Origin of the sequence: Erythrobacter mangrovi (assembly GCF_013260645.1) — a bacterium.
In the GTDB taxonomy this organism is placed as follows: domain Bacteria; phylum Pseudomonadota; class Alphaproteobacteria; order Sphingomonadales; family Sphingomonadaceae; genus Qipengyuania; species Qipengyuania mangrovi.
Map to the genome: position 1 here is coordinate 2,481,461 of NZ_CP053921.1, position 18,266 is coordinate 2,499,726.

Genomic DNA, 18,266 nt, shown 5'->3' on the forward strand with positions numbered 1-18,266 from the left:
ACCCGATTGCGGTTGATTTCGTCCCCCTCGCGGGACTAGGCGCGGCGACGAGAAAGAGAGGAATCTTCATGCGTCAGATCGACCACTTCATTGTCGGCGGGGCCGGCGGTAGCGCAGCGCGCACCCACAAGATCTGGAACCCGTCGACCGGTGAAATCCAGGCCGAGGTCGCACTGGGCGACGCTGCCGTGCTCGAGCGGGCCATTGCAGCCGCCAAGATCGTTCAGCCCGAATGGGCCGCAACCAATCCGCAGCGCCGCGCCCGTGTGATGTTCGAATTCAAGCGACTGGTCGAAGCCAACAAGCAGGCGCTCGCCGAACTGCTTGCCAGCGAACACGGTAAGGTGGTTGACGATGCGCATGGCGATATCCAGCGCGGGCTCGAAGTGATCGAGTTCGCCTGTGGCATCCCGCAGGCGCTGAAGGGCGAATACACGCAAGGTGCCGGGCCGGGTATCGACGTTTATTCGATGCGCCAGCCGCTCGGTATCGGTGCGGGCATCACCCCGTTCAACTTCCCGGCGATGATCCCGATGTGGATGTTCGGCATGGCGATCGCTGCGGGCAACGCCTTCATCCTCAAGCCTTCCGAGCGCGACCCGAGCGTGCCGGTGCGGCTCGCCGAACTGTTCCTCGAGGCCGGTGCACCCGAAGGCCTGCTGCAGGTAGTGCATGGCGACAAGGAGATGGTCGACGCCATCCTCGACCACCCCGATATCGCTGCGGTCAGCTTCGTCGGTTCGTCCGATATCGCGCAGTACATCTATGGTCGCGGTTCGGCCAACGGCAAGCGCGTGCAGGCCTTCGGCGGCGCGAAGAACCATGGCATCGTCATGCCCGATGCCGATCTCGATCAGGTGGTCAACGACCTCGCCGGTGCCGCGTTCGGCTCGGCGGGCGAGCGCTGCATGGCATTGCCGGTGGTCGTACCCGTGGGCGAAGACACCGCCGATCGCCTGCGCGAAAAGCTGATTCCGGCGATCCGCGCGCTGCGCATCGGCATCTCGACCGACAAGGACGCGCATTACGGCCCGGTCGTCACGCCCGAACACAAGGCCCGCGTCGAAGGCTGGATAGATACCGCCGAGAAGGAAGGTGCCGAGGTCGTGATCGATGGTCGCGGCTTTTCCCTGCAAGGATACGAGAAAGGCTTCTTCATCGGCCCGACGCTGCTCGATCGCGTCACCACCGACATGGAAAGCTACAAGGAAGAGATCTTCGGCCCCGTGCTGCAGATCGTGCGCGCCAAGGACTTCGAGGACGCGGTGCGCCTGCCGAGCCAGCATCAATACGGCAATGGCGTCGCGATCTTCACCCGCAACGGCCATGCGGCCCGAGAGTTCGCCAGTCGCGTCAATGTCGGCATGGTCGGCATCAACGTGCCGATCCCGGTGCCCGTCTCCTATCACTCCTTCGGCGGATGGAAGCGTTCAGGCTTCGGCGACATCGACCAGTACGGCATGGAAGGCCTCAGGTTCTGGACCAAGACCAAGAAGGTCACCCAGCGCTGGCCCGACGGCGGCGGCGACGGTTCGAACGCCTTCGTCATCCCGACCATGGGATAAGAAGGGCCCGGGAAGCGTTGCAGCACAAGGATCTGAAGAGGAGTACCCCATGCGAGCATTGCTTCCCGCCTTCGCTGGCCTGCTGACTGCCGGCTGCATGACCACACCCGAAGCGCCCCCTGCGCCACCTGCGCCTGAGGCGCGCGTCTGCAATGCAGAAGCGGCGCAGGGCCATATCGGGCATGACGCAACCGCCGGGATGGGCGCGGCCATCCTTCGGGACAGCGGTGCTCAGTCGCTGCGCTGGGGCCCGCCCAATTCCGCCTGGACGATGGATTACCGCCCGGACCGCGTGAACGTGCGCTACGACGAGAGCATGAAAATTACCGAGATCACCTGCGGATGAGCAAACGAGACCACGCCTTTACCGGCTCACCCTATGAAACGCTGTTCGGATTTGCCCGCGCCGTTCGGGTGGGGAACCGCGTCATCATTGCCGGCACAGGCCCGGTCGAGGATGACGGCAGTTCCACGCCCGGTGGCGCGGCCGAGCAGGCAGAGCGGTGTTTTACGCTGATACTGCGGGCGCTCGAACAACTCGGTGGCACGGCTGCCGACGTCGTGCGTACACGCATGCTCCTGACCGACCCAGCGGACCAGGACGCGGTCGGCGAAGTCCATGCACGCTTTTTCGGCAAGGCCAGTCCGGCCGCCACCATGGCAGGCGTTGCCTGGCTCTGCCGACCGGAATGGAAAGTCGAAATCGAGGCCGAAGCCCTGCTGGGCGACTGACATCGACGCCCCCAACCGATCGAGGCTGGGGGCGTCGAGGAGCGGTCAAGCCATCCGCAGATTCTTGCTTTGCGCCTCCTGCAGGCGCGATCGGACCATCTCGATCAAATCGTCAATCTCGGAAACCGTCCCAAGCCCCACGCTCGTTATCAGCACACGCGGCGGACCGTCGCCGAAGCGCACAAGAATAGCTGGAAAGCTGATTGAGATGGATGGGAACTCTTTCAGGAATTGATCCCGGTGATATTCTATCGGCTTGCGCGGAAATTCTTTGAGAAAATCCTTCCAACGCGCGTGCATAGAAATTGCACCATGCGTTACAGAACACAATGAGCATTGATAGGTAGATGGCGAGACGATTTTGTGCACCACGTCCAACAATACACTAATCTTGTCGCCATTCGCATTATAAACCAGAATTAGTTGCGCATCATTATTGCTCACTATTGTTACCCCCGTTCTGCTATTTCAGCGACCCTGACAGGGATCGCGACCCTTGCCCGTCGCTTAGGGACCACCGGTTAACCAATTGCGAACAAACCGAAGGTGGAAGAGTTCAGCTTTCAGAACTGCTTGCGGCGCTTCAAAGTTGGACCAAATGAATCGAAGCGGCAGATTGAAGATGAAGCGAAGCATCTTACAAACTTGAGAAAAAAGGGTCGGCAAGGTGGCACAGCGCGAATTCAGTCATGCGAGCAATCTGGAAGAGGTTGAGGCCGAGCTTCGGCAAGGCAAAGACGCGACGATCCAGTTCAATGGCCCCATCCGCGATGCGGTGCGCATGCTCAAGCCGTCCGACGCGTGGGACCAGGAAAATGGCCCGATCATTGCTGCAGACGACTATGTCGAACGCGTGCGGGCCATGTGCCGTGAGTGGGGCGAAGCGCTAACGGTTCGGTTCTACGATCATCGGGGCGACGTGTTCGATGGTCGCGAAGTACACGCCTTTCCTGAAGCGCAATCGCTCCACCTCGGCGGATTTGACCAAGCGATCAATCTTGAGTCAGCCTTTGAACTACCGCTCCTGAAGCGTCTGTGCGTCAGTTACTTCGGCCTCGACAATAAGCAGCTGCTTAACCACCTCAATTTTGGCCAGCTTACCCATCTGACTCTCACCGAAACGAACACAAAGGCGCTCGACCTCTCTCCCCTCGCCAACGGCCAGAAGCTGCAGAAGCTCTTCCTTGTCGGCCATCACAAGAACATTGAGAAGCTCGCCAACCTTGGACAGTTGGAGGAGTTCACTTTCTCCGCCAAGACCGGCCTCGATCTCAGCTTCCTCAATGGAATGGCAAACCTGCGTGCCCTGAAGTTCAATCTGGGCGGTGCTGCCAGCATCGCGGATATCGAACTGCCCAAGCTTGAGGATATTGCGTTCACCATGGTCCGCAATCTGGCGGAGCTTGGCGATATGCAGCGCTTCCCTTCCCTGCGCCGACTCTTCATGCAGGACCAACAGCAATTGGAGCACGTTCGGTTCGGGCCGGGCAACACGAGTCTCGAGCACCTGTGGTTCTACAACTGCCAGAAACTCAATCGGATTGAGGGGCTTGCCGATTGCACCTCTCTCAAGAGCTTGCGCTGGATTTTCACTGACATCGATCCTGCATCGCTCAAGCTACCGAGCTCGCTGACGCATTTGCATATGTTGTCCGGAAAACGGGGTGCAGAGGCTGAAGAGAAGGCGAAAATTGAAGCCAAGGGATACGTCGCAGACGATCACGACGACGCATGGTTCTTCTACAAATAGCCACCCTGTGAGACCCCAATTTCCGGACTGGCCCTGCCACTGAAACAGGTGCTAGGGGGCCCGCATGACCGGACAATTCCAGCTTACCGACGACCAGCTTGCCATCCAGGAAATGGCGCAGCGGTTCACCGCCGACAACATCACCCCCTTTGCTGCCGAGTGGGACGAGAAAAGCCACTTCCCGCGCGACGTGATCCAGCGGACCGGCGAGCTCGGCTTTGGCGCGATCTACGTCAGTGAAGAGTCGGGCGGGATCAATCTGGGTCGGCTCGAAGCGGCGCTAATCATGGAGGCAATGGCTTACGGCTGCCCGGCGACCAGCGCCTATGTCTCGATCCACAACATGGCGACCTGGATGATCGACCGCTTTGGGGGCGAAGACGTCAAGAAGCGCTTCCTCCCGCAGCTCGTGACCATGGAAAAGATCGCCAGCTACGCGCTGACCGAGCCGGGCTCGGGCTCCGATGCCGCCGGGCTCAAGACGACGGCCGTGCTCGATGGCGACCACTACGTCCTAAACGGGACCAAACAGTTCATCTCCGGCAGCGGCTTCAACGACATCTACGTCGTCATGGTCCGCACCAGCGAGCACAAGTCCAAGGGCATTTCCTGCCTCGTCATCGAAAAGGACACGCCGGGCCTGTCCTTCGGAAAGCCCGAGAAGAAGCTTGGCTGGAACGCCTCGCCCACCGCGCAGCTGATCTTCGAGGATTGCCGCGTGCCTGTCGCCAATCGCGTCGGTCCGGAAGGCGATGGCTTCCGCTATGCGATGGCAGGCCTCGACGGGGGGCGGCTCAACATCGGCGCCTGCTCGCTCGGCGGGGCGCAACGCTGCCTCGACGAAGCGGTGAAATACACCAAGGAACGCCAGCAGTTCGGCCAGCCGATCGCGGACTTCCAGAACACCCAGTTCATGCTGGCCGATATGGCCACCGATCTGGAGGCAGCCCGCGCGCTGCTCTATCTCGCCGCCGCCAAGGTCACCGACAACGCGCCCGACAAGAGCAAATTTTCTGCCATGGCCAAGCGGCTGGCAACCGATAGCGGCAGCAAGATCGTCAACGATGCCCTGCAACTGTTCGGCGGCTACGGCTACCTCAAGGAATACCCGATCGAGCGTTTCTGGCGCGATTTGCGCGTCCACTCGATTCTCGAGGGCACCAACCAGGTCATGCGCATGATCGTTGGCCGGGAAATGCTCCGCCAATGACCGGCGCGCCCTCGACCAGCCTGGCCATGACGGCGCTGGTTGTGCCCGATTACGATGAAGCAATCGCCTTCTTCCGCGATGCGCTGGGCTTCGCGCTGGTGGAAGACAGTGACCTTGGTTCGGGCAAACGCTGGGTGGTCATGGCCGGATCGCATGGGGGCAAGCTGCTCCTGGCCCGCGCGGCAGACGACCACCAGCGGGCGGCCATTGGCAACCAGACGGGCGGGCGCGTCGGGTGGTTTCTCGATACCGACGATTTCGCCGCCGCTCACACCCGCATGGTGGCATGGGGCGTGGACTTCACCGAGGGGCCGCGCAATGAGCCCTACGGCACGGTCGCGGTTTTCAACGATCCCTGGGGCAATCGCTGGGATCTGATAGAACGCAGGAAAGCAGCATGACCGACGAGGTCCATATCCATACTCATGGCCGTGCTGGCCATCTTTCGCTCAACCGCCCCAAGGCGCTCCATTCGCTGACGCTCGACATGTGCCATGCGATGAGCGCGGCGCTGACCGACTGGGACAACGACGACGCCGTGGAAGCAATCATTCTCGACCATGCAGAGGGCCGCGGGTTCTGTGCCGGGGGTGACATCAACCTGCTGCGCAATTCCGCGCTCAACGATGGCGGCACGTCGGGACGTGCCTTCTTCCACGACGAATACCAGCTCAACCACCAGATGATGACCTATTCGAAGCCGATCGTGGCCTTCATGGATGGCATCACCATGGGCGGTGGTGTGGGCATCGCCATGCCGTGCAAGTTTCGTGTCGCGACCGAGAATACCCGTTTTGCGATGCCCGAAACCGGCATCGGCCTGTTCCCCGATGTCGGCGGCGGTTGGCACCTGTCTCGCCTGACCGGACGGATGGGCCAGTTCCTGGCACTGACCGGGGCGCGGCTCGACGGGGCAGAGTGCCTATGGGCGGGCATCGCCACGCACTACCTGCCTACGGAAAAGCTCGCCGAGGCCAAGGCGCGGATCGCCGAGCATCCCGACCGCATCGCCGGAATTCTATCCGAACTCTCAGTCACGCCTCCGCCTGCGCGGATCGAGGGCAATGCCGACCTGATCGCGAAGCATTTTGCCTCGGATCGCTACGAGGACATCCTCGAAAGTCTCGAAGCCGATGACAGCGAATGGGCGGCCAAGGAACTGGCCACGCTGCACACCAAGAGTCCGCAGACGTGCAAGGTTGCATTACGCCAATTGGCTGAAAGTCAAAAACTTGACAATTTCGCCGACAACATGGTGATGGAGTATCGGATCGCCTCGCGCGTGCTCACCCGCCCCGATTTTGCCGAGGGCGTGCGCGCGGTGATCGTCGACAAGACCCACGACCCCAAATGGGACCCGGCAACGCCCGAGGGCGTGAGCGATGAACTGCTCGACAGCATCTTTGCCCCGCTTCCCGCAGACGAGGAATGGAAACCACTGTGAACGCAAGTAGGCGCACTTGCCCCTGGCGGCGCCTGCTTGCTGCACTTTTAATGCTTGGGCCTTCGTCACCGTCATTCGCGGAGCCGCCCAGGACCGTTAATGGTATCGAACTGGGCGCAGTCGAAGACTTCACCACTGCAGGACCAGCGACAATTTGCATGAGGGAACTCGTAATCAGGCCACTCGCCGGTCAATCAATCCAGCTGCTTTACTCGGGCATCCACAGCGGGACATTGCGCCTCATTCTCGCGGATGGAACCTACGTCGATTTCACCGATGGCGAAATATTTCGAGACCTAAGGCGACCACGCCAGGATCCGGTTCTGACACGTGATGACATGAAGGTATATCGAATCAGTCACCGGCAATCGGAAGCCATCTATCAACTCGACGGGACCGGTCGTCGAACCGAAGACTACAACCCTCCACGGGTCTTGGTCAGTGGGACAGCGCTTTCCAAACGCTCCTCAGACTTCGGATTGCTTGATCTTTTGCACTTCGAGACTCCGGAAAGTGCCGATTGCGACCGCCGCTATGCCTATGGCTGGGGGGTGATATTGGACGGTGAACCCGTGAAGGTTGATCTCCCCGGCAACGACAGGGAACAGGAGAACTAAGTTGAAGCCCTACGAAACCATCACCGTCGAAAAGCGCGACGCGGTCACGCTGATCACGCTCAATCGGCCCCAGGCACTCAATGCGCTGAACTCGCAGGTGCTCGAGGAACTGATCGAGGCCTTCGCCGCCTACCAGGCCGATGCCAGCCAGCGATGTGCGGTGCTCACCGGTTCGGGGGACAAGGCCTTTGCCGCGGGCGCCGACATCAAGGAGATGAGCGAGAAGGCGGCGGCCGATTTCTATCTCGACGATTTCTTCAGCCCCTGGACCAGCGAAATCGTCAAGAAGACCCGCAAGCCGTGGATTGCCGCGGTCAACGGCTTCGCGCTGGGCGGCGGGTGCGAGCTGGCCATGATGGCGGACTTCATCATCGCTTCGGACAAGGCCAAGTTCGGCCAGCCCGAAATCAACCTTGGCGTGGCCCCCGGCATGGGAGGCAGCCAGCGGCTGACCAAGGCGGTCGGCAAGTCGAAGGCGATGGAAATGTGCCTCACCGGCCGGATGATGGGTGCCGAAGAGGCCGAACGCGCCAATCTCGTTGCGCGCGTCGTGCCGCATGAAGACCTGATCGAAGAAGCGATGAAGACTGCGGCAACCATCGCCAGCAAGCCGCCGATGGCCGCGATCGCCAACAAAGAAATGGTCAACGCCGCCTTCGAGACCAGCCTCGACCAGGGCCTGGTCATCGAACGCCGCATCTTCCAGATCCTCACCGCGAGCGAGGACAAGAAGGAAGGCATGGCCGCCTTCATCGAGAAGCGCGAGGGGCAGTGGAAGGGGCGGTAGACCCGATGCGGCGGCCCATCGTCTCGCAAAGGACCCCGCTTTCCTACGGCCCCGCTACCGGTGTAGGGGCAGATCGTGGCCACACGACGAGCCGGAGCCGGCATTTTCTCCGAAATCGGAAGATGTGTCGCCTTCCGCCCGGAAATGCGGCGTAAGTGACTGGTTAGTAAACGTTTTCAAGAAAGCGACACCGAGTCGCCTTTGTCGCCTTGTCGCCATGAGAGACAGTGAGAGGATAACAGATGAAAATCGCCTTCATAGGCCTCGGCAATATGGGCGGCGGGATGGCCGCGAACCTCGTCAAAGCGGGACATTCGGTTAACGCTTTCGACCTGTCCGAAGCGGCGCTCGCCGCGGCGAAGGAGCATGGCTGCGCGACCTTCACCGATGCGCGCGAAGCGGTGCAGGGTGTCGATGGCGTCGTCACCATGCTGCCTAACGGCGCCATCGTGAGATCGGTCTATACCGAAAGCGTGATCGGTCATGCACCAGCGGGTGCGGTACTGCTCGACTGTTCGACCATCGACGTAGCGACCGCGAAGGAAGTCATCGCGGCGGCCGAGGCAGCGGGTTACGACATGGTCGACGCGCCCGTCTCCGGCGGGATCGCCGCGGCCAATGGCGGAACACTGACCTTCATGGTCGGCGGCACCGACAAGGCGTTCCAGCGGGCCAGCGAAGTGCTCGAACCGATGGGCAAGGCGGTGATCCACGCGGGCGATGCCGGTGCGGGCCAGACCGCGAAGATCTGCAACAACATGCTGCTCGCCATCACCATGATCGGCACTGCCGAAGCCATGACCATGGCCAAGAAGCTGGGTCTCGACCCGCAGAAATTCTACGAAATTTCAAGCGTTTCAAGCGGATACAACTGGTCGCTCAACGCCTATACGCCGCTGCCCGGCGTCGGTGTGCAGAGCCCGGCGGATAACGATTACCAGGGCGGCTTCGCCACCGCACTGATGCTCAAGGATCTGCGCCTTGCGATGGAAGCGGCGGGGAGCGTCGGTGCGACAACCGTGCTCGGTTCGACCGCTGCCGAACTCTACGAACGCTTTGCCGAGGCGAATGGCGGGCTCGACTTCTCGGCAATCATCAAGACGCTCTGATCTCGTCGAGGATATGTTCCAGCCACGCGCGCGGAGCCTTCCTGCGCCCGATATCGGCGACGAATTCCTGGCCGCGCGCGACGCTGCGCAACCTGCCGCCGCGCAGCCAGCGGTCGCGCCGGTCGTGGTAGCTCAGGCCGCCGGGCTCCAACCAGTCGGGGCGCTGCCATAGCGTCAGCGGCCCCTCGGGCACTGTCAGTCGCAAGGATTCGCACGCCAGCGCTGCAGTCTGCCCAGGTCCGGCATAGACCGTGTCGTTGCTGCCATGCAGTGCCAGTGCGTGGGGATGCCCGAGTTCAACCAGCCACTCGGGCGCACCGCATGCCAGCGGAATGACCTCGGCGACTTCCAGATATCCGAATATCCGGTGGTGCGGTGCATCACTCTCCTGCCTGAAGAGACCGAAGAACAGAAACACGTCGCCCACGCCGACGCCGCGATTGTGGAGATGAGTCTGGGCCGCCCCGCATTGGCCGAACAGGCACCTACCGCCAGGCAAGAACGTGGGGTCATGATGGCAGAGCGACGCGCCGTCATGACGTCCCCTGCTTGCGCGAACTGCGTGATCGCCCAGGCCCAGATCGCCATAGGTCGTGCGCGAGGCGACGCCCGCCGGGATCGGCAAGCTGACGGGTCGCCCATCGACGATTGGCGAGGGCCCGCCGCCGGCGGCGCTATCGAACCCCTTGCGGCTGAAGATAATACGCATGCACCAATCCGCTGCACGCGCGCGGGCATCGTGACAAGCGCGGTATTCCTGCCTAAGGGGCGCGGATGACTACCTCCCCGGAAACCAAAGTCACCGCCCTGATCATGGCGGGCAAGCGCTCTGGAGTGCTCGATCCGCTGGCCGCAAGGGCCAATGTCGCGCAAAAGTGTGTCGTTCCCGTGGGCGGTATGCCGATGATCGAGCGGGTGATCGCCAATGTCGCGGCCTGTGACCGGATCGGCGAGATCCGCGTCGTGGCGCACGAACCCGATGAAATCGCGGCAATCCCTTCGATCGAGAAGTTGGCGGCTGAGGGACGGCTGGTGTTCAAGCCTGGTGCCTTCAATCTCGTCGACAGTGTCTTCTCGGGGGCCGATGGCGCGCAGTTTCCGCTGCTGATCACCACCGCCGACAACTGCCTGTGGTTGCCGCAGGACTACGCCGAGTTCGTCGACAAGGCGATCGCTGCGAAAGCCGATGCCGCAGCCGCATTGGCTCGCAAGGAAGGCGTGATTGCCGCCGATCCTGTCGGCCAGAAGAAGTTCTACGAGTTTTCCGATGGCGGCTTCTCGAACTGCAACACCTACTGGATCGGCAACGCGCAGGCGCTTTCGGCAGCCGAGATCATGCGTGGCGGCGGGCAATTCATGAAGTTTCCCAGCCGCATCGCCAAGGCATTCGGGGTGACCAACCTCATCCGCTTTTTCCTCGGTTGGGGCACCAAGGAAAAGCTGTTCGCGCAGGTTTCCCGGCGGTTCGGCTTCAATATGGTCCCGCTTGAGATGAGCAACGGCTATTGCGCGATCGATGTTGACGAGGAACGCTCCTTCGGCGTGACCGAGCGTCTGCTGATGAAGCGCGATGCCATCGCCTGATGCGACGCGAAACACGATGACGCGCCTCATTCGCAATATCGGCTGGCTGCTCAGCGGCCGCGGGGTCAACGCGGTGTTGAGCCTCGTCTACCTGGCGCTCGCCACGCGAACGCTGGGGCTCGACGGCTTCGGCTATTTCGCGCTCATCGTGGCGATGGGCCAGACCGTTACCGGCGTGGCCAACTTCCAGACCTGGCAATTCGTCGTCCGCTGGGGCGCGGGCGATGACGGCCCGGGCGAGGCGACGGGCTTTGCCATCGCGCTCGACCTGCTCTCGGTCGTGCTCGGTTCTATCCTTGCCGCCGGGCTGTGCTGGTCCGCACAATTCTGGCTGCCCCTGCCCACTGACTTGTTGCCTCTCGCCTTCGGCTATTGCCTTGTCTCTCTGTTCGCAATCCGTACCACCCCTACGGGCCTGTTGCGCCTGCGTTTCGAATACGGCCGGGCCACCGCAGCCGAGGCCGTCCAGCCGATCGTCCGCGCGATCGGCGCGATCCTCGCCGTGATCTTCCTTCCCAGCGTCTGGGGTTTCATCCTCGCCTGGGCCGCCGCGGAAGTAGCCGTGGCTGCAGCGCTGTGGTTCGCCGCAGGCAGGCGCGAACGGATCGATCTTTCGCAGATCAGCCTCTGGCGGATTCCCCGCGACCATCCCGGTGCCTGGAAGTTCGTATGGTCGACCAATTTTACCGGCAGCCTGAACGTCGGATCGAAGCAGGTCCTGATCCTCTTGGTCGGCGCAATCGGCGGCGAGGCTTTCGCCGGCGGTTTTCGCGTTGCCAGCCAGCTGGGACAGGCGCTCGTCAGCCTTGCGCAGACCGTTTCGAAGGCGATCTACCCCGAGCTGGTCCACGCCCGCGGTGACGCGCATGACATGGCCCGCCGCATGGCCAACATTGCGCTGGTTGGGGGTGCAATGGCGGTTTTGGTGGCGATCTTCTTCGGTCGCCAGGGCCTGATGCTCGTCGCTGGGCCTGAATTCGGGGTGGTCTATTGGGCGATGGTCATTCTCGCGATTGCGGGGGCGATCGAACTGGTTGGGGCCAGCCTTGAATCGCTCCTGGTCAGCGCGGGGCGGGCTGGCACCGCATTTGTCATGCGGGCAGTCCCGACCATTATCGGGCTGGGCTTGCTAAAGGTGGCAATGGACTGGAACGGCCTCAAGGGTGCCGCCTTCACCGTCCTTGGCGGGAGCGCACTGTCGGTGATCGGCTTCTGGGTCGCGGTGATCTCGCTCAGCCAGATCACGATCACCGTGAAGCCGAAGCCGGAGGACGAACCCGTCTAGCGCAGGCCCAGCACCTCCGCCTCCTTGCGCAGGCGGTCGGCAGAAGTGGGATTGGCGGCGATCGCATCGGCCAGCGCCTTGCGCGCAAGATCCCCCTGACCAAGCGTCTGGCGACTGCGCATGAGCATGACCCAGCCTTCGAGATTTGCCGGATCGGACTTCAGTCGCGACTCGAGGCGGGCAACCATGCCTTCCGCCATCTGGCGCTGTTCACCGGGAGGGATCCCACCGGCAGCCTGGAGTTGTTCGGTAGTCGGACCGGGAATCGCACTGCCTGCAGACAGGCCAGGCACCGCGGCCGCATCGGCTAGAGTCGTCTGCCGCCCTGCCTGTACCTGCTCCAGTCGCGCGGCTGTTGCGATGCCGTTTATCTTGCCCACCTGCTCGATCGTTCGCGCAAGATCTTGCTCCCACGGCGCGCCCGGCGGTGTGTCTCCCAGGAGCTTTAGCCAATCGTCGATCGCGCCCTGGTGATCGCCATCGAGGTCGCGCTTCACTGCGAGGAAATAGCGCGCCCGGGGATCTTTCGGGTCGAGTGCCAGAGCCTTGCGAAAAGCGGCGAGCGCCTCGGCCGGCAAGGGATCTGCCTGGCTCGCCATGACCAGCGATTCCCCCAAGGCGGACCATAGCACCGCCTGATCTGCGGCCCGCGCAACGGCCTCGCGATAGGCATCCGCCGCCGCAGCAAATTCTCCGCGATCGAAGCGGGCAAAGGCGAGTTGCTGCCAGGGCGAGGCATTGTCACCGGCTTCCTGCGCACGCTGCTCGAGCGCTTCGATCGAGTCGGAAGCAACCGCTGCCTCTGGCTCGACGGGCGAATCATCGCCCAACGCGCGCCAGCCGATCGCCGCCACGGCCACCGCCAACGCCACACCGAACAGCAAAACGCCGCTCTGGACCCGTATCGATTTCGGCTGCTCGGTCATATCCCCTCCCCGCAGCGGGAGGTTAGTGAGAATGGGGTCCCTCAGCAATTGCCAGCGTCACAGTTTTGCTTATGATGCAGTCCGATAAGAGAAAAAGGGTCGCGCGGTCCTGCCTGGGGGGTGCGATTTGGCAGAGAAGCTTCGCGTTGCAATTATCGGGTCCGGCCCTGCCGGGATGAGCGCTGCTGCGCACGCTGCATCGCTGGGCATGAGCCACGTCCTGATCGAAAAGACCGACCATCTCTCCGACACCATATTCAAGTACCAGAAGGGCAAGCACGTCATGGCGACGCCCAGCAATCTGGTGCTGCGCAGCGACCTCGATTTCGATGCCGGCAAGCGTGAGGCGATCCTCGACACCTGGGACCGTCAGATCGAAGACGGGAAGGTCAACACCCTCTACAATGCTGAGGTGGTCAAGATCACCGGATCCAAGGGTGATTTTGCCATCGAGACGAAGAAGGGCGACGTGATCCACGCCGAAAACGTGGTGCTGGGGATCGGCACGCAGGGTAATCCCAACCGCCTGCGCTGCCCCGGCAACGACCTGCCGCATATCCAGTATCAGCTCGACGATCCGGCCGAATACAACGACGAACATATCATCATCGTCGGCACAGGCGATGCGGGTATCGAGAATGCGCGCGGCCTGGCCGATGACCCCCAGCAGCGTAACGTGGTCTCGATCCTCAACCGCGGCAGCGAATTTCCCACCGCCAAGGACGCCAACGTCAAGGCTCTGCTTGCTGACCATGAGGCGGGCAAGCTGACCATCCGGACCGAGACCGAGACCAAGCTGGTCGAACCTGGCTGGATCACGCTTACCACCCGCGATGGCGAAATCCGCATCCAGTGCGATCGCATCATCGCCAGGATTGGTTCGGCCCCGCCACGCAAGTTCGTCGAGGAGTGCGGGATCGAGTTCACCAGCCCCGACCGCAACGCCTTCCCCAAGCTTTCGCCGACGTTCGAATCGACCACGCCGGGCATTTTCGTGATCGGCGCATTGGCCGGCTACCCGCTGATCAAGCATTGCATGAACCAGGGCTATGACGTCATCGAGTTCATCTCGGGCAACACCGAGCTCAAGCCAGCCGACGAACCGATCCTGGTCGAGAAGTTCAAGGACTTGCCAGGTCGCCGCAGCACCGAGGAATGGCTCGAATTCCTGCGCGGCAATGTGCGCATCCTCAATGGCATGAACCCGCTGCAGATGCGCGAATTCATGCTCAGTTCCGATGCCCGCGCCTTCAAGCGAGGCGAAGTTATCTTCGAGCGCAATGCTCCCGGTTCGTCGCTGTTCGGGATCGCGCAGGGATCGGTCGCCGTCGAGGTCGATCCGGACGATCCTTCAATCACCGTGCCGATCGAGCAGGGTTCGATCTTCGGCGAGGTCGGCCTCATTTCAGGTCGCCGCCGCGGTGCCACCATTCGCGCCGCCGAAGACACGATCGTAGTCGAGATTTCACGCCTAGCCGCGCTCAAGCTGCAATCGCAGGTGCCAACTGCCAAGGAAGCGATCGACCGCATCAGTATCGAGCGACAGTTGCTGCAGCTGTTCGGTTCCGGCTTGACGCCGCAGGATGTGAGCGAACTGGTCGAGAGCGCCGAGGTGATCGATGTACCGGCAGGCCAAACCGTGGTCGAGGAGGGCGCCGAGGACAAGGACATCTACATCATCCGTCGCGGATCGATGATCGTTGAGAAGAACCTCGGCGGAAATCCGGTGTTCCTGTCCTACCTGCCGGCCGGATCCTATTTCGGTGAGATGGCCGTGATCGACGGCTTGAGCCGCACCGCCACCGTGCGCGCGGCGATCAAGAGCGAAGTGATCAGGTTCCCCGGCACAGCGTTCAATGCGCTGCTTGATCGCAAGCCTCAAATCCGCGAGCGCGCCCTGAGCGACATGGCGGCACGGCGCGAGATCAACGACTTCGTCGAAAGCCGCAAGGCCAGCTTCGGCGGTGCGGTCGACATGTATTCGCAAACCGCGCAATTCCTGGTCGACAACGGCCTGGGCGAAGCGACCGACGTGCTACTGATCGACGAGAAGCTCTGTGTCGGTTGCGACAATTGCGAAAAGGCCTGTGCCGACAGTCATGACGGGCTCAGTCGGCTCGATCGCGAGGCGGGGCGGACCTATGCCCACCTGCACGTGCCCACATCATGCCGGCATTGTGAACATCCGCATTGCATGGCCGATTGCCCGCCCAACGCAATCCACCGCGGCCCCGATGGAGAGGTCTTCATCGACGAGACCTGCATCGGCTGTGGCAATTGCCAGCGCAACTGCCCGTATGGGGTGATCCGCATGGATGCCAAGCCGCCCAAGAAGCCGAGCCTGCTGTCCTGGATGCTGTTTGGCACCGGCCCCGGCCCCGGCGAAGCCAGCTACTCGTGGCGCAAGAAGGCCTCCGAGGGGACCGAAGCTCCCAAAGTCGCAATCAAGTGCGACATGTGCTCCGGGATAGAGGGTGGGCCCGCCTGCGTCCGTGCCTGCCCGACCGGCGCGGCAATCCGGGTCAGCCCCGAACGCTTCCTCTCGGTCGCCCGGCTCGAGGAGGTCGAATAATGGCCTCGCAGTTCACAGAGAGCGATGAGAGCACCGGCTTCGCTACGGCAGAGCGTCGGCGTTCGGCCGAACACGAAAGCTTCCTTTCGCACCGTCGCTTCTTCTGGGCCAGGGTTTCGGGCGGGCTCGCGCTGTTCGTGCTGCTCACTTACCTGCTGATCGACGTCGAGCCGCGCCACAATGGCGGCAGCTGGTACGGCTATACGTTGGGTACGATCGGCTTGGGATTGATCGTCTGGCTTGCCTGGCTGGGCGTCCGCAAGCGGCGCCCCACGCCGGGCAGCTGGAGCCTCAAGGGCTGGACCAGCGCACATGTCTGGCTGGGACTGTCACTGGTGGTGATCGGCACGCTGCATACCGGTTTCCAGCTAGGCTGGAACGTGCACACGCTGGCCTGGGCGCTGATGATGCTGGTCATCATCACCGGGATTTACGGGATATCGGTCTACGCCGTCCTGCCCGCCAGACTGTCCGAGAACCGGCGCGAGATGACGCGTGAGCAGATGGTCGAGAGCCTCGCCATGATCGATCGCCAGCTGGAGGCTGCGGCGCAACCGCTATCCCGCGAGGATACCGACTATGTAATCGCCGCGCTCGAACAGGACGTGTTTTCGACTGGCCTGTGGGGGCGGCTTCGCGGGCCGGACCGCCACGATGCCACGCGCCGCGCGCTGGACCAGATCTCGACCGACCGCGCCTACGACCAGGACGAGGATGACCTTGCCCAGCAGAAGGTCCGCGGCCTCCTTGGGCGCCGGGCCAGCCAGATCGACCAGATTCGCCGCCAGATGCGCACCAAGGCGCTGCTCGAAATCTGGCTCTTCGCCCATGTGCCCCTGACCATTGCCTTGCTGGCGGCGCTTACGGCACACGTCATTTCCGTGTTCTTCTATTGGTGAGCGACCCGGCATGACCTTTCTCATCCGCACCGTCGATCGCACTGCCACTGGCCGCGAAATCGTGCGCGACCGCAAGGTCGAAAGCGACACGCTGACCATCGGTCGGGCCACCACCAACGATATCGTGCTGCCCGACCTCGCCGTGGAACAACACCATGCAACGGTGAGCGTGGCCGAACGCGGGCGCCTGCATGTCGCCGCCGCTTCCAGCCGCAATTTCCTGCACGATGGGCGCAGTTCGCCCGAAGCCTACTTCGATCCGGCCAATGGGGCGGAACTGGGCTTCGGCACCTATGAACTCGATTTCTCACTAGAGGCGGATGGCACCGTCCTGGTCACCATCTCGAGAGTCGAGAAGGACTACAGCAATCGCGATGCCGTGCGTGGATTCGATCTTGCCAGTGCGATGCCGGGCAAGCGCGCGATGGCGTGGATCGGGCTGGCGGTAATCCTGCTCGCTTTCCTCGCCGTGCCGGTGTGGTCGAGCCTTACCCGGGGCGACAAGCAACCGGGTGCCGATGGCCCTGACCAGGTGGCCATGGATTCCAGCTGGAGCACCGGCAAACTCAGCGAAGCGCATCATGCGCTTGAGCAGAATTGCGAGGCTTGCCACGTCCAGCCCTTCGTCGCGGTGCGCGACGAAACCTGCCTGACCTGCCACGAAGATATCGGCGATCATGCCAAACCCGGTCGCCTGCTCACTGCCCGCGGCCCGATGAGCACCGGCGATGCCTTCCTGTGGTCGGTGGCCGAAACCTTCGGCAAGGAAGGCCCGGCGGCCTGCACCACCTGCCATACCGAACATGAAGGCGCCGGACGGATGCTGCCTGCCCGCCAGCAATTCTGCGCCGATTGCCATGACGGCATGGACGCGCGGTTGACCGATACCGAACTCGCCAATGCGCATGATTTCGGCAAGGATCATCCGGAACTCAAGGCGGCAATCCACCAGACGCTGGGCAGCGCCAAGCTCACTCGGGTGGTGATCGACGGCAAGGCACGTGAGAACAACGGGTTGCGTTTCCCGCACGACATGCACCTGTCGACCACCAATGGCGTCGCCCGGATGGCGGGCAACCTGGAGCAATATGGCAAGGCTCTCGAATGTGCCGACTGCCACACGCCGACCGAGGACAAGTATGGTTTCCTGCCTGTGGTGATGGAGGACAGCTGCGAGAGCTGCCACAGCCTTGTCTACGACAAGGTCGGTTCGACCTTCCGAACCTTGCGTCACGGCGACGTCGCGCAGATGCGTGCCGACCTGATTGCGCTGGACCGCGCCCCGCGCTCGCAGATCATCGATCCACGCCGCCGCCCCGGTGAATTCAAGCGCGGTGGGCGCTATTTCCAGGATTTCGGTAGTCCGACGCAGAACTACATCGGCATAGCCAGCGCGCTGGGCAAGGATGGCGTATGCGGCGAATGCCACCTGCCGGCAGTCAAGGATGGCCAGCAGTCGGTCATGCCGGTGTTCCAGAGCAGTGGCTATTTCCTCAATGGACGCTTCGACCACGAGGCGCACACGCAGGAAAAATGCACGAGCTGCCATCTGGCCGACACGTCGAAGAGTGCGCGCGACCTGCTGCTTCCCGACCTCAAATCGTGTCGCGAGTGTCACCAGGGAGAGAAAGCTGTAAAGGCTGACGTGCCATCGAGCTGCGCCATGTGCCACAGCTACCATCCGCCGAACTTTCGGCGCGATGAGGATACCGACGAGGCTGCCGCGCCCAACCGGGTCGCGCTGATAGCGCGGCGCAAAGGGGACGAATAAGACGCGGCTAGGCGC

At 62.5% G+C, this 18,266-nt stretch carries 18 protein-coding genes; 15 read left to right on the forward strand and 3 right to left on the reverse strand.

Going from position 1 to position 18,266, the window contains the following annotated elements:
- Positions 1-68 precede the first annotated feature (68 nt).
- Genes HQR01_RS12555 through HQR01_RS12565 form a run of 3 tightly spaced genes read left to right on the forward strand, consistent with a single transcriptional unit; the run spans position 69 to position 2,297 of the window.
- On the forward strand, positions 69-1,565 hold the full coding sequence (locus HQR01_RS12555) for a CoA-acylating methylmalonate-semialdehyde dehydrogenase (RefSeq protein ID WP_173215188.1): 1,497 nt from the start codon (positions 69-71) through the stop codon (positions 1,563-1,565).
- A gap of 49 nt (positions 1,566-1,614) precedes the next feature.
- Complete coding sequence (locus HQR01_RS12560) at positions 1,615-1,911, forward strand: I78 family peptidase inhibitor (RefSeq protein WP_173215189.1); 297 nt, start codon at positions 1,615-1,617, stop codon at positions 1,909-1,911.
- A complete protein-coding gene (locus HQR01_RS12565) occupies positions 1,908-2,297 on the forward strand; it encodes a RidA family protein (RefSeq protein ID WP_173215190.1) in 390 nt (129 codons plus the stop codon). Before HQR01_RS12560 ends, HQR01_RS12565 begins: the two co-directional genes overlap by 4 nt.
- A gap of 45 nt (positions 2,298-2,342) precedes the next feature.
- On the opposite strand, the gene HQR01_RS12570 is transcribed toward HQR01_RS12565, so the two are convergent.
- Positions 2,343-2,741 carry a GTPase gene (locus HQR01_RS12570; RefSeq protein ID WP_173215191.1) on the reverse strand — a complete coding sequence of 133 codons (399 nt, stop codon included), beginning with the start codon at positions 2,739-2,741 and terminating at the stop codon, positions 2,343-2,345.
- A gap of 223 nt (positions 2,742-2,964) precedes the next feature.
- On the opposite strand from HQR01_RS12570, the gene HQR01_RS12575 reads away from it, so the two are divergent.
- From HQR01_RS12575 to mmsB, 7 genes are all read left to right on the forward strand, one after another.
- Positions 2,965-4,047 (forward strand): hypothetical protein, encoded by a 1,083-nt coding sequence (locus HQR01_RS12575; RefSeq protein ID WP_173215192.1) that lies wholly within the window; start codon positions 2,965-2,967, stop codon positions 4,045-4,047.
- A 64-nt stretch (positions 4,048-4,111) separates the two neighbouring features.
- Positions 4,112-5,257, forward strand: coding sequence for an acyl-CoA dehydrogenase family protein (locus HQR01_RS12580; protein ID WP_173215193.1), 1,146 nt, complete (start codon positions 4,112-4,114; stop codon positions 5,255-5,257).
- Positions 5,254-5,658, forward strand: coding sequence for a VOC family protein (locus HQR01_RS12585; protein ID WP_234030161.1), 405 nt, complete (start codon positions 5,254-5,256; stop codon positions 5,656-5,658). Before HQR01_RS12580 ends, HQR01_RS12585 begins: the two co-directional genes overlap by 4 nt.
- Positions 5,655-6,701: an enoyl-CoA hydratase/isomerase family protein gene (locus HQR01_RS12590; RefSeq protein ID WP_173215194.1), complete on the forward strand. Its 1,047-nt coding sequence runs from the start codon at positions 5,655-5,657 to the stop codon at positions 6,699-6,701. The genes HQR01_RS12585 and HQR01_RS12590 overlap by 4 nt, the downstream gene beginning before the upstream one ends.
- 158 nt (positions 6,702-6,859) lie before the next feature.
- A complete protein-coding gene (locus HQR01_RS12595) occupies positions 6,860-7,318 on the forward strand; it encodes a hypothetical protein (RefSeq protein ID WP_173215195.1) in 459 nt (152 codons plus the stop codon).
- A gap of 1 nt (position 7,319) precedes the next feature.
- A complete protein-coding gene (locus HQR01_RS12600; RefSeq protein ID WP_173215196.1) occupies positions 7,320-8,105 on the forward strand; it encodes an enoyl-CoA hydratase-related protein in 786 nt (261 codons plus the stop codon).
- A 242-nt stretch (positions 8,106-8,347) separates the two neighbouring features.
- A complete protein-coding gene (mmsB, locus tag HQR01_RS12605) occupies positions 8,348-9,214 on the forward strand; it encodes a 3-hydroxyisobutyrate dehydrogenase (RefSeq protein ID WP_173215197.1) in 867 nt (288 codons plus the stop codon).
- Here the strand turns inward: mmsB and HQR01_RS12610 are convergent.
- Entirely contained in the window at positions 9,201-9,923 is a 723-nt protein-coding gene (locus tag HQR01_RS12610) for an Nmad3 family putative nucleotide modification protein (RefSeq protein ID WP_173215198.1), read from the reverse strand. The two genes, mmsB and HQR01_RS12610, sit on opposite strands and share 14 nt — an antisense overlap.
- A 65-nt stretch (positions 9,924-9,988) precedes the next feature.
- Here HQR01_RS12610 and HQR01_RS12615 point away from each other — a divergent pair, with 65 nt between their 5' ends.
- On the forward strand, positions 9,989-10,798 hold the full coding sequence (locus HQR01_RS12615) for an NTP transferase domain-containing protein (RefSeq protein WP_173215199.1): 810 nt from the start codon (positions 9,989-9,991) through the stop codon (positions 10,796-10,798).
- Between the two features lie 16 nt (positions 10,799-10,814).
- Positions 10,815-12,083 (forward strand): lipopolysaccharide biosynthesis protein, encoded by a 1,269-nt coding sequence (locus tag HQR01_RS12620; RefSeq protein WP_173215200.1) that lies wholly within the window; start codon positions 10,815-10,817, stop codon positions 12,081-12,083.
- On the opposite strand, the gene HQR01_RS12625 is transcribed toward HQR01_RS12620, so the two are convergent.
- Complete coding sequence (locus tag HQR01_RS12625) at positions 12,080-13,009, reverse strand: tetratricopeptide repeat protein (protein WP_173215201.1); 930 nt, start codon at positions 13,007-13,009, stop codon at positions 12,080-12,082. The genes HQR01_RS12620 and HQR01_RS12625 overlap by 4 nt on opposite strands.
- Before the next feature lie 127 nt (positions 13,010-13,136).
- Here HQR01_RS12625 and HQR01_RS12630 point away from each other — a divergent pair, with 127 nt between their 5' ends.
- From HQR01_RS12630 to HQR01_RS12640, 3 genes are read left to right on the forward strand one after another with little or no spacing between them, the layout of a single operon-like run.
- Positions 13,137-15,581 carry a cyclic nucleotide-binding domain-containing protein gene (locus HQR01_RS12630; protein WP_173215202.1) on the forward strand — a complete coding sequence of 815 codons (2,445 nt, stop codon included), beginning with the start codon at positions 13,137-13,139 and terminating at the stop codon, positions 15,579-15,581.
- Positions 15,581-16,480, forward strand: a complete 900-nt coding sequence (locus HQR01_RS12635; RefSeq protein WP_173215203.1) for a hypothetical protein — start codon at positions 15,581-15,583, stop codon at positions 16,478-16,480. Before HQR01_RS12630 ends, HQR01_RS12635 begins: the two co-directional genes overlap by 1 nt.
- A 10-nt stretch (positions 16,481-16,490) precedes the next feature.
- Positions 16,491-18,251: a cytochrome c3 family protein gene (locus HQR01_RS12640; protein ID WP_173215204.1), complete on the forward strand. Its 1,761-nt coding sequence runs from the start codon at positions 16,491-16,493 to the stop codon at positions 18,249-18,251.
- Positions 18,252-18,266: the final 15 nt, after the last annotated feature.